General features: G+C 74.4%; 7 protein-coding genes. 1 reads left to right on the forward strand and 6 read right to left on the reverse strand.

From position 1 onward, the window contains the following. The first annotated feature begins 55 nt into the window (after positions 1-55). Positions 56-589 carry a hypothetical protein gene (locus tag ABD987_RS02060; RefSeq protein ID WP_345386185.1) on the forward strand — a complete coding sequence of 178 codons (534 nt, stop codon included), beginning with the start codon at positions 56-58 and terminating at the stop codon, positions 587-589. On the opposite strand, the gene ABD987_RS02065 is transcribed toward ABD987_RS02060, so the two are convergent. The 6 genes from ABD987_RS02065 to ABD987_RS02090 form a co-directional block, all read right to left on the reverse strand. Then, positions 501-1,388: a universal stress protein gene (locus tag ABD987_RS02065; protein WP_345386187.1), complete on the reverse strand. Its 888-nt coding sequence runs from the start codon at positions 1,386-1,388 to the stop codon at positions 501-503. The two genes, ABD987_RS02060 and ABD987_RS02065, sit on opposite strands and share 89 nt — an antisense overlap. A 157-nt stretch (positions 1,389-1,545) precedes the next feature. Beyond that, positions 1,546-2,697 carry a glycosyltransferase gene (locus tag ABD987_RS02070; protein ID WP_345386189.1) on the reverse strand — a complete coding sequence of 384 codons (1,152 nt, stop codon included), beginning with the start codon at positions 2,695-2,697 and terminating at the stop codon, positions 1,546-1,548. After that, positions 2,694-3,479, reverse strand: coding sequence for an alpha/beta fold hydrolase (locus ABD987_RS02075; protein WP_345386191.1), 786 nt, complete (start codon positions 3,477-3,479; stop codon positions 2,694-2,696). The genes ABD987_RS02070 and ABD987_RS02075 overlap by 4 nt, the downstream gene beginning before the upstream one ends. Before the next feature lie 4 nt (positions 3,480-3,483). Then, entirely contained in the window at positions 3,484-3,783 is a 300-nt protein-coding gene (locus tag ABD987_RS02080) for an acyl carrier protein (protein WP_345386194.1), read from the reverse strand. After that, positions 3,780-7,859, reverse strand: a complete 4,080-nt coding sequence (locus ABD987_RS02085) for a beta-ketoacyl synthase N-terminal-like domain-containing protein (RefSeq protein ID WP_345386196.1) — start codon at positions 7,857-7,859, stop codon at positions 3,780-3,782. Before ABD987_RS02085 ends, ABD987_RS02080 begins: the two co-directional genes overlap by 4 nt. Before the next feature lie 5 nt (positions 7,860-7,864). Continuing rightward, a complete protein-coding gene (locus ABD987_RS02090) occupies positions 7,865-14,233 on the reverse strand; it encodes an SDR family NAD(P)-dependent oxidoreductase (RefSeq protein WP_345386198.1) in 6,369 nt (2,122 codons plus the stop codon). Positions 14,234-14,418 lie beyond the last annotated feature (185 nt).

Genomic DNA, 14,418 nt, shown 5'->3' on the forward strand with positions numbered 1-14,418 from the left:
CGGTCCCTCCCCGGCGGCGGTGCACTGGTCGTCGTCCCCCGCCGGAGGAGGTGCCGTGTCCGCCGCGCTGCCGCCGAACCTGGCCGATCTGGCCCGCGAAAGGCGCCTGGGCGAACTGGAAGACCGGTTCGGGTACCGTCCCGGCGTGGCCGGCGCCCTGCTGCTGGCCTTCGTCGGGAGCACAGCGGCCGGAAACCTCGTCCGGGTCGTCTCGGGGGCGGCGGGCACCGCCGAGGGGGTGGCCACCGTCGTCGTCCTGGCGCTGGTGGCCTGGCGGGTCCGGCGGATGTGCGCGCGGCTACGCGGTGGTGTCTATCTTTTCGAGGGCGGGATCGCCGAGGCGTACGGAAACAGAAGACGCCATGCTGCTCGACGGCAGGCTGGTCGCGGTGCGGCGGGTGGCGATGACGGTCGCGAGCCGGATCGGCCAGCCGCGTCCGCCGTGAGCCGGCCCGCCGCGGACGCCTCGCGGACCACAATGGACACCGCTCAGCGCGTCGTCACGCCTGTTCCGGGCGGACGACCAGCACCGGGCACCGCGCGTGCTGCACCAGCGCCTGGCTGGTCGAGCCGAGCAGCATCCCGGTGAACCCGCCCCGGCCCCGGCTGCCGACCACCACCAGCCGCGCCCCTTCCGACAGCTCCAGCAGCGCGTGCCGCGGCCGGTCCGCCCGCAGATCGCGCCGGATCTCGACGTCGGGGTACTTCTCCTGCCAGCCCGCCAGCCGCTCCGCCAGCAGCCGCTCCTCGCCGTCCTTCACCGACTCCCACCCGGGCAGCAGTTGCGCCGTGTTCCCGATCGAGTCGTAGGCGACGTCGCTCCACGCGTGCAGTGCCACCAGCGGCGCGTTCCGCAGCGACGCCTCCTCGAACGCCACCGCGACCGCCCGCTCGCTCACCGGACTGCCGTCGATCCCCACCACGACCGGCCCGTCCGAAGGCACTTCGCCGGTGTCCTCCCGGCCGCGGACCACCGCGACCGGACAGCGCGCGTGCGCCACCACCGCCGCGGTCGTCGACCCCAGCACCGCCGAGAGGAACTCCCCGCGCCCGGCACCACCGACCACCAGCATCCGCGCGTCCCGCGACTGCTCGACCAGCAACGGCACCGGCGCCTCCGGCAGGGTGCGCCCCTCGACCCGGATCCCCGGGCTCACCGACCGCGCGATGACCTCGCCCTGCCGCACGAAACCCTCGCTCGCCTGCTGCAGATCGTTCAGCATGCTCTCCGGTGGCGGCGCGCCGACGCCGTAGTAGAGGCCGGCGATGTTGACCGCGCTCACGATCCGCAGCACGTCGCCCCGCGCCGCCGCCACCCCCGCGGCCCACGCCACGGCCCGCTCCGCGTCGGCCGAGCCGTCGGTGCCGACCAGGATCGTGTCACTCATCGGGTGCTCCCTCGTGTCCGGAAAACAACGGGTATGGCCTGGCACCGACGGTATCCCGCCAAGCCCTCCCGCGCAGGGTTCCGTTCGTCACCACCGGGGGTGACCTACGTCCCGCCGGTCCACAGTGGAAACCGGACGAGTCCTCCGTCACGGGCCGCTACCCGGCGCCCGGCGCGGCGACCGGGACCAGGGCCGCCAGCCGCTCGACGGCGGCGGTGGCGCCTCCGGCGGCGGCGAACGAGGCCCGGATCGTGGCGGCCCCGGCCGCGTACCGGGGTTCGGACAGCACCGCGGCGACCGCCTCCCGGATGTCCGGCGCCTTCGCGCGGTCGAACCGCAGCCGCAGGCCCGCCCCGGCGGTCACCACCTGCCGCGCGAGCATCGACTGGTCGTCCCGGATCGGCGCGACCACCAGCGGAACGCCCGCCGCGAGCGATTCGCACACCGTGTTGTGGCCACCGTGGCACACCACCGCCGCGGCCCGGCGGACGACCTCGGCCTGGGGAATCCGCGTGGCCAGCAGGATCCCGTCGCCGGCCAGCTCGCCCGCCGGGTCGACGACCAGGCCCTGGACGTCCGGCGTCCCGGCCAGCGCGTCGGCGCTTTCGGCGAGGAAACGGCGCCCCGCCCCGGCGTTGGCCGTGCCGAGGGTGACGAGCACGAGCGGGCGGCCGTCGAGCGCGTGCCACGGGAAGTCGGCCGCGGGCGCCGGTGCGCGCGCCGGGCCGACGAACCGGACCCCCGGGTGCGGGGCCGGGCCCGCCAGCGCGGCCGTGGTGAACGCGAGCACGAGATCCGGTGAGAACCGCAGGTCACCGCAGACGACGCCGTGCCGCGCCCGGAGCCCGTCCTGCAACCCGTCGATCCACGCGGCGATCTTGGGCAGCGCGCGCAACGGTTCGGCGAGTTCGGTGGGGGTGGAGGCCGAGGTCACCCACGGTATCCCGCACCGGGTCGCCACCAGCGCGCCCGCGAACGCCTGCTGGTCGGCGACCACCACGTCCGGGCCGAACTCGGCCACCGCCGCGGTGGCCCCCGGCATCATCGCGTCGGCGAGCGGGACGAGGTAGGACTCCCACAGGAACTTCAACGCCGCGAAGCCCCGCAGCCCTTCCGGTCGCCGTTCCACCGCGAACGCGGCCGCGTCGCCCGCCGGGAACACCGTGGCCGCCCCGGTCAGCTCCGAGGTCGCGGGTTCCGGCCCGCACCAGGCGACCTCGTGCCCGCGCGCCGTCAGTTCCGCGGCCACCGCGCGCAGCGGCGCGACGTGCCCGGTCAGCGGCGGGACCACCAGCAGGAAGCGGCTCATCCGCGCGCTCCCCCGTGCCGGGCGATCCAGTCCAGCAGCAGCTCCCGCACCTCCCGGTGCTGCTCGACCAGCACCGAGTGCCCCTGCCCCTCGAACACGTGCAGCTCGCCCCGGGGCAGCAGCGAGGTCAGCGCCTCCAGGTCGTCGGACTGGTAGCCGTGACTGCCCAGAATGGACAGTACGGGGCAGTCGATCGCGGCCACCTGCTCGGCGGTCAGCAACGGGCCGCGCGGGACGTCCTCGGCCATCGTGGTCGAGGAGATCCGCTCCGCCGCCATCCTGGCGAGCCGCCGGTGGTGCGCGCTGTAGTTCGCCTCTATCCAGGCGAAACTCTCCTCCACCTGGAGAAAACGCACGGTGTGGTCGAGGATCCGGGTCATCTTGTCCGCCCACAGCGCGGTGGCGGGTTCCGACTCGATGCACACGATGCTGCGCACCCGCGCCGGGTTCGCGGCGGCGTAGCTGTAGGCGAGCGTGCCGCCGAAGCTGTTGCCGACCAGGTGCACCGGCCGGTCGAGATCCAGCTGCCGCAGCAGATCGTCCAGATCGGCCACGAAGTCCCCGATCGTGTAGCCACGTTCGGGACGTTCGGTCCTGCCGTGCCCGCGCAGGTCGTAGCTGATCACGTCGATGCCCGCGGCGGCGATCGGCGGGGCGAGCGTGAGGTAGAAGCTGGCCAGGCTGTCGGTGCCCATCCCGTGCAGGAACACCACGGTTTCGGTACCCCCGCCCGCCACGAGCTGCACGTTCGTCCGCAGCCCGTTGACGGTCATCGTCGGCATCGGCTCAGCCCCGTCCGGCCAGCCGGGCGGCCACGAAGTCCGCGATGTCGCCGACCCGCAGCCCGATCACGTCGTCGAGGTCCTTCTCCGCCAGGAATTCCGCGAGGTTGACGTCCGCGCCGTAGTGCTCGGCGAGGATGCTCGCGAAGGTCACCAGGTCGATGCTTTCCAGGTGCAGATCCTCGTGGAACGTGGTTTCCGGCGTGATCTCGATGCCCAGCACCTCGGCGTCACCGACCAGCTCGCCGAGCAGTTCGGCGACGGTGGCGAAGACGGTGGGCGGGCTCTGCTGTCCGATCGTCATCTCGTGCTCCTGTTTGTCCCACAACGGTTCCAGGCCACGACGTGACCCGGTATCGCGGCGAACTCCACGCCGGCCCCGATCTCCTCGGCCAGCCCCTCGGTCTCCCCCGCCACGCGGACGGCGACGCGGGGCGGCACCGGGTCGTCCCGGTCGCGGACGAGGGCGACCGCGACCTCCCCGATCCGCGCGACGGCGACGGCGACGGCGAGATCCGGCAACTTCCGGCCGTGCTGCCCGGAAACCGCCGTCCCGTCGGGGTGCACGCGGATTTCCGCCGGGTAGACGCCGTCGCCGAGCCGCGCGCGGACGGCGTCCTTGATCGCGATCCGCTCCAGCAGCCAGCCCCGCTGCCGGCGTGGTTCCAGCGCTGCGTACTCGGCGCGTTCGGCGGCGCCGAGGTACACGCCCGCGTAGATGTCGCGGGCGGCGACACTCGGCCAGCGGTCGGTGACCAGCGTCCAGGAACCCTCGCGTACCTCGGAAAGCCCGTGCCGGTCCGGGAAGGCGTAGACGCGGTGGGCGGCGCGGTCGCACGGGAAGCGCACGTCGCGCCACCGCTCGATCCTCGCGAGCACCCGCCCGTCCCGGACCAGCTCGGCGTCCATCTCCAGCACGTCCGGCCGCGGCAGGCGGACCCGGACCAGACAGTCCACCCGCGTTCCCGGCCCGGGTTCGGGGCCGTACCAGGTGATCCGGCCCATCGAGGCGGGGAACGCGAGCAGCCCGTCGGCCTGGGTGGCCATCAGCCAGCACCCGAGCAGCTGCCCGACGTTGTCCAGCAGCGCGCCGGGGGCGGGCGGTACGACGAGTTCGGCGCGGATGTGCCGCTCACCGATCCCGTCCAGTCGCGCCAGCCCCTGGTACGCCGGGCCGTGGAACATCTCGCGGCGACGGTAGACCTCGGCCGCGTTCCACGGGGCCGAGGTTTCCGGTCCCGGCACCGGTAACGGTCGCGGCGCGGGCAGATAGCCGCGTCCCAAGTGGACGGTCAGGGTGCTGTACGGCCCGATGCCGACCCGCACCCGATCGGCCTCGCGGATCAGCGACAGCGGCACTCGTCGCGCGGGAGCGGCGATCAGCCAGCGGGAGAACGCCGCGTCCTCGATCCCGGTCGCGACCGTTCCCGGCCACGCCCGCTCCGCCGCCCGGCAGGCCAGGTCGACCAGCGCCGTCGCGGGCACGACGGGCCGGAAGTCCGCCTCCTCCGGCCATCCCTCACGCTGCCGGAAGAAGCGGTGGTCGGCCAGGTGGGGCATCGCCGCCAGTGAGACGTCCACTGTGGACTCGACCGGCCCCGGGCCGGAAGCGGCACGCACGACGCTCGCCGCCGCCTGCCGGGTCTCGGCCAGCAGCGCGGTGAACTCGGCGACGATCGCGTCCGGCACCCCGTCCGGGATCTCCGGCAGCGCCTCGCCGCCCTCCAGCATCCCCCTGGCTTCCTCGCTCACCGAAAGCAGCGTGCTCGCGGTGTCGATTCGCGTCCGCCTGGCCTCCAAAGCGGCGAACCGCGGCTGCCCGCCCTCGGCCCACACCGCGGCCGCCACCCGCCGCAGCTGCCCGAGGCCGGACCGGGTCCCGGACGCCGCGGCGACGACCAGGTGCGGCCGGTCCCCCAGCGTGTCCGCCACGAACGAACCGACCTGCCCGGCACCGGCCTGCACGAACACGCGGACACCGTCGGCGTACAGGGCCTCCGCCAGTTCGCGGAACCGGACTTTGCGCACCAGGTGGGCGAGGTACAGCTCGCGGACCTCGACCGCGGCGGACGGATAGGGCCGCGCCGTGGTCGCCGACCACACCGGGATCCGCGGCGCGCTCAGCTCCAGCTCGGCCACGAGCCGGGTGAACGGGCCCAGCCGCGAACGCAGCAGCGGCGTGTGGAAACCGGAGCGGAACGGCAGTGTCCTGGCGACGACGCCGCGTTCGGCGCACACCCCGGCGAGCCGGGCCGCGGCCGCCGGGTCCCCGCACACGATGGTCTGGCGGGGCGCGTTCTCGTGCGAGATCATCAGCTCCGGTTCGTCCGCGAGCAGGTCCTCCGCGCGCTCCGCCGAACACCCCAGCACCAGGAACTCCGCTTCGGGCAGGGTGAACCCGTGCGGCCAGTAGCGGGCCATCAGGTCCGGTGTGGACGGTGGCGCGTACATCCCGGCGGCCTGCATCGCCGTCCACTCCCCGACGCTGTGCCCGGCCAGCACGTCCGGGGTGACGTCGAGCCGTCGCAGCGCGGCGTCGAGCAGCAGCCCGACCTGCCCCACGCTCGCCGCGCGGTCGAGCACGCTCGCCGTCGACCACCCCGGGCGCGCCAGCCCGAAGTGCCGGGCGACGTCGGCGCAGTGCGGTTCCGCGTCCGCTTCGAGCCCGGGGTAGACGAACGCGGTCTTCGCCCCCGGCCGCCGCAGCAACGGGTCCACCGAGCACCAGATGTCGTTCGGGCCGTGCCATCGGGTCCCCTCGGCGGCCACCTTCGCGAGCACGCGCCGGGCCACCGCGAGCCGTTTCTCCTCCGGCCCGACGACGGCGATCCGGCACCGCCCCGGACCCTCCACATCGGACTGTTCGGGCCGGTCGAGCAGCGCGCGCAGCGCGTCCGGAGTGGACGCCGCGAGCCGTAGCACGCGTTCCGGCTCGGCACCGATCCGCGCGCGACGCCGCCGGGCCGGGGCGGGGTCGCCCTCCTCCAGCACGACGTGCGCGTTGACGCCGCCGAAGCCGAACGCGTTGACCGCCGCGCGTCGTGGCCCGTCACCTTCCCAGGGCCGCGCCTCGGACAGGACGCGGAAGCGGGTCTTTTCCAGCAGGGGGTTCGGGTCCGCGCAGTGCAGGGTCGGCGGCAGGGTGGCGTGGTGCAGCGCGAGCGCCGCCTTGACCAGGCCCGCGACGCCCGCGGTCGGCAGGGTGTGCCCGATCATCGACTTGACCGAGCCGATCACCCCGGCCGGTCCGGCGGGCGGGCCGAACACCTCGGCGACCGTGGCCAGTTCCGCCGCGTCCCCGGCGGGGGTCGCGGTCCCGTGCGCCTCCAGCAGGCCCAGCGCCCCCGGTTCCGCCGGATCCAGCCCGGCCGAGGCCCACGCGCGGCGCAGCGCCAGCGACTGCCCGGCGACGGCGGGGCTGAGCAGACTCGCGCCCTTGCCGTCGCTCGACGTGCCCGAGCCGCGCACCACCGCGTACACCCGGTCGCCGTCGCGCCGCGCGTCGTCAAGGCGTTTGAGCACCACGACCGCGGTGCCCTCGCCGATCAGCATGCCGTCGGCCGCGCGGGAAAGCGGGCTGATCCGCTGGCTCGGCGACAGCGCGCCGAGCTGGGTGAACATCGACCACAGCGTGTCGTCGTGGCAGTGGTGCACCCCACCCGCGAGCACGACGTCGCACCGGCGCCGCGCGAGTTCGCCGATCGCCTGGTCCACCGCCACCAGCGAGGACGCGCACGCCGCGTCCACCGTGTACGCGGGACCGCCGAGATCCAGGCGGTTCGCGACCCGGGAGGCGGCCAGGTTCGGCACCAGCCCGACCGCCGTGTCGGGCCGGAACTCGCCGAGCGGTTCGAGCAGCGCGGTCCGCAGCCGTTCCAGGACCTCCGGCCCCGCCGAGGGCAGCAGTTCCCCGACGGTGCGGGTGATCTGCCGGACCGACCGGACCCGCTGGTCGAACCGCAGCAGTCCGGGCGAAAGGTAGCCGCCGCGGCCGAGGATCACGCCGACGCGTGCGGGGTCGCCCAGCCCGCGCGGGCCTCCGGCGTCGTCGACGGCGGCCACGGCCACCGCCAGCGCGGTCAGCTGGTCCGGTTCCATCGCCTCGACCGAGCTGGGCACGATGCCGAACGCCGCCGGGTCGAAGTCGAGGGTGTCCGCGACGAACCCGCCCCGCCGCCCGTAGGTGCGGTCGGGCGCGCCCACGCCATCGGGGGAACCGCCGTGGAAGCTCGGGTCCCGCCGGTGCTCCGGGATCTCGGTGACCGCGTCGGTGCCGGAGACGAGGTTCCGCCAGTATTCGTCCACAGTGGATGATCCGGGGAGGAAAACACCCATCCCGACGATCGCGACCGGTTCCTGGCGGCCCACGGCGTTCACCACAGCGCTCACCACAACGACGCCGTGTACAGCACCGAGCGGACCTCGGGTGAGCCGTAGGCCAGCTCGCGCAGGAGCGCGGCGGTGCCATCGGCGGGGTCGATCAGGGCGACCTCCCGACGTTCGTACTCGCGCGCGAGTTCGGGGGAAACCATGCCACCGTGGTCTTCCGAGGGCGCCCATGGTCCCCAGTGGACGGTCAGGGCCCGGCGGCCGGTACGGCGGGACCAGCGCTCGCCGAGGGTTTCCAACGCGTCGTTCGCCGCCGCGTAGTCGGTCTGCCCCCGGTTGCCCAGTACCGCGGCGATGCTGCCGAAGAAGGCGACGAACCCCGGCCGCGCGCCACACTGCTCCAGCGCGTCGAGCAGTGCCCTCGCACCGTCCACCTTGGTCCCGAACACCGTGCGGAAGGACTGCTCGTCCTTGTCCGCCATCAGCCTGTCGTCGATCACCCCGGCCGCGTGGACGACACCGTCGATCCGGCCGTGGCGGGTGTGCAGGTCCTTCACCACCTGCCGGACGGCGGCGCCGTCCCGCGCGTCCAGCACGCGGTACGCCCCCGTTCCCCCGGCCGCGTGGATCCCGGCGAGGGTACCGGCGATCTCCCGCTGGGCGAGGACCGTCCGGACCCGCCGCTCGATCTCGGCGACGGTGCCGCCCCGGGAGGCCAGTGCCGCGCGCAGCGCCTGCGCGTCACCGGGCAGCCCCTCGTCGTCCGGCTCGGCGGGCCACGGGGTGCGCCCGGCCAGTTCGATCCGGCATCCGCTCCCGGCCAGCGCGACCGCCGTCCGCGCGGTGATCCCGCGCGCCCCGCCGACCAGCAGCACCACCGAGTCCGCGCCGAGTCCCAGCGCCCGCGTCTCGCCGCCCGCGGGACCGGCGCCCGCATAGGCGATCGCGCCGAGGTCGGCGGCGGTGGGTTCGAACGTCGCGCGTCCCCCGGCGTCGTACCGGACCACCGCGGGGCCGTCGGCGAGTACCTCGGCGAGCACCACTTTTCCGATGTCCACAGTGGACTCCAGTTCGACCAGCCTGGTTCGGCCGTCGCGCTCCCGCGCCGCGGCACGCACCAGCCCGCGCAGCCCGGCGCCGTGCTCCGACCCGGGCCCGGCCACCACGACCACCGTCCCCCGTGCCGCCTTGACCTGGCCGAACACCTGCGGCGCGAGGAGTTCCTCCGCCTCGGCGAGTGGGGTCAGCACCACCACGACGTCGGCGTCATCGTGTACCCCCGGCACCGCGCCGGCCTCGGTGAACGCCGACCGGACGGACTCCGCGAGCTCTTCCTGCCCCGGTTCGCCGAGGACCGCGACCGTCCGGCCCCGCAACTCCCCGCTGTCCGGCGTACCGAGCGGCGCGGGCACGCGGGTGAGCACGTATCGCGCCGGGGCCTTCCCCGCCGGGGCCGCGGCGGGGAAGGCCCCGACTGCCGCGGGTGCGGGCGTCGGCGGCTGATCAGGGCTCACCCACTTCTCAAGCCGGGCGGCCAGCGCGGCGGCCGTACGGTCGCGGCCGAGCCGGTCCTGCCCGTCGTCGGGCACCCGCCCGGACAGGCCGAGCTTCGCCAGCAGCGTGCCCGCGATCTCGGTGCGCTTGATCGAGTCGATGGACAGATCGGCTTCCAGGTCCAGCTCGCCGCCGATCATTTCGGCCGGATAGCCGGTGCGTTCGCTGATCACGCCGATCACCGTCGTGAGAACGTCGGCCTCCTCCGCGACGACCACCGGTTCGGGCTCGGGCTCCGGCGTCACCACCACGGCCTCGACCGGGGGCGGCGACGACACCGGCGCGGCCACCGGGGGCGGCGCCGCGCCGAGATAGCCCAGCATCACCTCCCGTTGCGCCGCGACGAGTTCGCGGGTGGTGCGGAGGAAGTCGACGACGGCCTGGTCACGACCGGGCGCGGGCTGGTTCATGGTCGTCCTCGGGATTCGTCGGGCGGGCGCGAGCCCGTGCGCGGGGATCTCGCCGCCGGGAGCGCGGACCAGCTGTCCGTCCACCGTCCACAGTGGAGTTCCGGCGGGACCGGGCCGGACCCGGCCGCGGAAAAGCCGTTCGGTGCGCACCCCGGCCCCGGCCACCGCGAGCCGGGCGAGCGCGGTGAGGAAACCCCGCAGGCCGGGGCCGCCCGGATCGCAGGCGATCACGGTGTGCGGCCGGTCGCCGAGGATCTCCCCGGTCAGGCGGGACAGCACCCGGCCGGGCCCGGCCTCGACGAAGGTCCGCGCGCCCGCCGCGTACATGTCCTCGATCAGGTCGGCGAACCGTACCGGCGCGCCGATCTGCGCGGCCAGTTCCGCCCGCACCGCACCGGTTCCGTACGGCCGCGCGGTGCGGTTCGACCACACCGGCAGGCCCGGTTCGGTGATCTCCGCAGCGGCCAGGTCGACGGCGAACACCGCGCCCGCCCCGGCCACCACCGGGCTGTGGAACGCGCACGCGACCGGGATCCGCTTCGCCGCGACGCCCCGCTCACGCAACCGCCGGACGGCCCGTTCCACCGCGGGAACCGGTCCGGAAAGGACGGTCTGCCCCGGCGCGTTGTGGTTGGCCAGTACGACGTCGGGACCGATCAGGTCGAAGGCGAGTTCTTCGCGGGACGCCTTCACCGCGGCCATCGTGCCGGGATCGGCACCGGCCACCTCGGCGATCGACCGGGCCCGCGCCCGGCTGAGCGCCACCAGCGTCGCGGTGTCGAAGGCCCCGGCGACCGACAGCGCGGCCAGCTCGCCGTAGCTGTGCCCGGCGAGCAGGTCCGGCCGCACCCCGAGTTCGGCGAGCAGCCGGCAGACCGCGGACTCGACGAGCCCCAGCGCGGGCTGCGCCACCCGGGTGTCGGTGAGCGATTCCTCCTGCGCCGCGAGGGTTTCCTCGTCGAAGGCGCGGGGCGGGAAGATCGTCGCGGCGACGTCGGGGGCCAGCCGCAGCACCCCGGCCAGCTCCGGGAAGTGCACGAACAGGTCCGCCAGCATCCCGGTCCGCTGGCTGCCCTGCCCTGGGAACAGGAACGCGAGCTTTCCGGGTTCACCGCTATCGGCGGTGATACCGCCCCGCCCCTCGGCGGCGTCCCGCAGTTCGGCCAGATCGCCCGCGACCACCGCCAGCCGGACCGGCTCGGTGCCCGCGTCGGACCGCGCACCGGCGAGCGCGGCCAGCTCCCGCAGCGGACGGCCCTCGTGGGTGTCGAGCAACGCGCGCAGTGTCCTCCGTGCACTGTCCACATCGGAGCCACGGACCAGGAACAGCTCGGCCGCCCAGTCGCGGAGGCCGTGCCGCCGGTCCGGCGGCACCCCGGGCGCGCCCAGCACCGCGTGGAAGTTGGTCCCACCGAACCCGAACGCGCTCACGCCCGCGAACGCGCGTTCGCGTGGCACTGGCGACGGCCGGGCACCGGTGGAGAACGTGAAGGGACTGCGCGCGGCGTCCCAGGCGGGATTCGGCTTGCTCAGGTGCAGCGTGGGCGGCACGACCTCGTGCCACAGCGCCAGCGCCGCCTTGATCAGCCCGGCCAGTCCCGCGGCGCACTTCGTGTGCCCGATCTGGCTTTTCACCGAACCGAGCACGCACTCGCCCGGCGCGGCACCGGCCGCGGTGAAGAACTCGGTGAGCGTGGTCAGTTCGGTGGCGTCACCGACGACCGTGCCGGTGCCGTGCGCCTCCACCATCGTGACGTCCGCCGGGGACACCCCGGCGTCGCGGTAGGCGCGTTCCAGCGCGCGCCGCTGCCCGTCGGGGCGCGGCGCGGTCAGCCCCAGCGCCTTGCCGTCGCTGGCCGCGCCGACGCCCTTGACCACGGCGTACACCCGGTCCCCGTCGCGTTCGGCGTCGGCGAGCCGCTTCAGCACGAGGCAGGCGGCGCCCTCGCCGAGCGCGATCCCGTCCGCCGCGGTGTCGAAGGGACGGCACCGCCCGGTCGGCGACAACGCGCCCGCGGAGGTGAACATGAGGTAGTCGTTGATGCCGTTGTGCAGGTCGACCGCGCCGCACAGCACCATCGCGCTGGTGCCGGCCCGCAGTTCCTTCACCGCGAGGTCCAACGCCGCCAGCGAGGACCCACACGCCGCGTCGACCGTGTAGTTCGCGCCGCCGAGGTCGAGCCGGTTGGCGACCCGGCCGGAGATGACGTTCGCGAGCGTGCCGGGGAACGAGTCCTCGGTCAGCTCGGGCAGCTGGGCGAGCAGTTCTCCGGGGACGTCTTCGAGGTAGCCGGGCAGCAGCGCCCGCAGCACGCCCGCGTTCGCCAGGTCTCCCCCGGCCTCCGCGCCGAACACGACGCTGGTGCGTTCCCGGTCGAAGCCACCCTCGCCGTAACCGGCGTCGGCGAGGGCCCGGCGCGCCATCTCCAGCGACACCAGCTGCGCCGGGTCGATGCTGCCCATGGACGACGGCGGGATCCCGTAGGAAAGCGGGTCGAAGTCCAGCGGCGGCAGGAACCCGCCCCACTTCGAGGCCGATCCACCGTCGCCCTGTCCGAAGTAGACACTTTGGTCCCAGCGGTCCTCCGGCACCTCGGTGACGGCGTCGGTGCCGCGCAGGATGTTCGACCAGAACGCGGGCAGGTCCGGTGCGCCGGGGAACGCGCAGGCCATGCCCACGATGGCGATCTCACCATCCACAGTGGACGTTTCGGGCTCTTTGGCATCGCGCGTCCCCGCACGAAGCAGCTCGGCGGCGCCGTCGGTGACCTCGCGGTGCAACGCGGCGATCCCGGTGCGTTCCCCGCGCAGCACCGCGACCTGACCCGCCAGGTACATGCCCTCGGCGAGCTGGCCCTCCTCGCCGACCGCGACGAGGTCCGCGCCGTCGCGGCGGATCCCCTTGCTCGCGATCCGCAGGCGTCCGGTGTTCAGCTCCTCCAGCCGCTGCCAGGTCTCCTGCGGCGGGAGCCCCCGCGCCCGCAGTCGCTCCTTCAGCGCGGCGAACTCCTCGGTGTAGGGACTGGGCAGGCACCGGGTGAGGTGCCCCGGCGCGGTCTCCAGGGTGACCGTGGCCCCGGCGCCGAGCAGCCGCTCCTGGAACAGGCCGGTGACGGCGCCGTGCGTCACCGCCTCCTCGGTGAACAGATAGGCGGTGCCCATCAGCACCCCGATCCCGGCGCCCCGCGCGGCCACCGGGGCCGCCATCGCGGCGACCATCGCGGCGGACCGCGCGTCGTGCACACCGCCCGCGAACAGCACTTCGACGTCTTCGGCGCGGTAGTCGCCCAGCACGTCGAGCTGTTGTTCCCAGAGCGCGAAACTCGACCGCGGGCCGATGTGCCCACCGCATTCGGCGCCCTCGAACACGAACCGGCGGATCCCGGCATCGAGGAACTGCCGCAGCAGGATCGGCGAGGGCACGTGCAGGAAGGTCGCGATGCCCTCGGCCTCCAAGGTCCTGGCCTGCGCGGGTTTGCCGCCCGCGATCAGCACGCACCGCGGGCGCGCGGCCCGCACCGCGGCGAGCTGCTGGGCACGCAGTGCCTCCGGGACGAACCCGAGCAGGCCCGCGCCCCACGGCCGCTCGCCGAGCCGGGCCGCGGTCCGGTCGAGCAGCTCGGTGCTCTTCGCGCCGTTCGCGGTGGCCACCGCGACGAACGGGAACCCGCCGTGGTCGGCGACCGCGGCGGCGAAGCCGGGCTGGTCGCTCACCCGCGTCATCGGGCCCTGGACGACCGGCAGCGCGGTGCCCAGCGTCCGGCACAGCGGGGCACCCTGCGCCGCCGGATCCACCACGACCGGCGCGGCCAGTGACCGCACCACCGACCGGACAGCGCTTTCCGCGTCCGGGAACCGGTGTGCGAACACGGCCGCGAGCCCGTCGTCGGCACGGGCCAGCTCCTCCCTTGCCGCGTGCGGGACCTCGGCCTCGGGGAACAGGCCGAGCCCGTCCAGCACCACGCCCGCCGCTCCCCCGGCGACCGCGGCCACCGCCGTGCGCGGCCCGATGCCCCCGTACGCCCACACCGGGACGTCCCCGCCGAAGCGCGCCAGCAGCCGTTGCAGCAGGACGAACGTGGTGAGCTCGGCGCCACCCGCCTCGCTGCCGCGGGCGACCAGCCCGGCGGCACCGGCGCCGAGCACCCGGGCGGCCTGCTCGACACCGGTCACCTCGGCCAGCACGGGAAGGTCGCTACCCGGCCACGGCGCGCCCTCGGCGAGCAGGACGAGCCCCGCGCCGCTGTCCCGCACCACCTCGGGCCGCACCGGGTGCTCCGCGCGGATCCGGACGCCGAACGGCAGTCCACTGTCCACAATAGAGCCAGCGGCATCGCCGGGGCCGCCGAGGTCGAGGACGCCAAGCCCGCCACCCCTGGCGACGGCGGCCACCAGGCCGGGATCCGGCCACCCGAGCGGATGCACGCCGAGCACCCGCGCCCGCGCCGTCGCGTGACTCATCGGTGTCCTCCTGTTCACCCCCCACCCGGCCGGATCTCGTGGATCCGGCGATCTTCACCGGGGGTTTCCAAGAAATAACCTACTTGCCGCAGGGAGTGCAATACTCGCACCCGAAAACTCGGGAAACAAGAGAGGACATGCTAAAGTCCCGACACCGGGAACAAATACACCGACAGCGCAGAACA

Origin of the sequence: Amycolatopsis samaneae (genome assembly GCF_039541975.1) — a bacterium.
GTDB classification, from domain to species: Bacteria; Actinomycetota; Actinomycetes; order Mycobacteriales; family Pseudonocardiaceae; genus Amycolatopsis; species Amycolatopsis samaneae.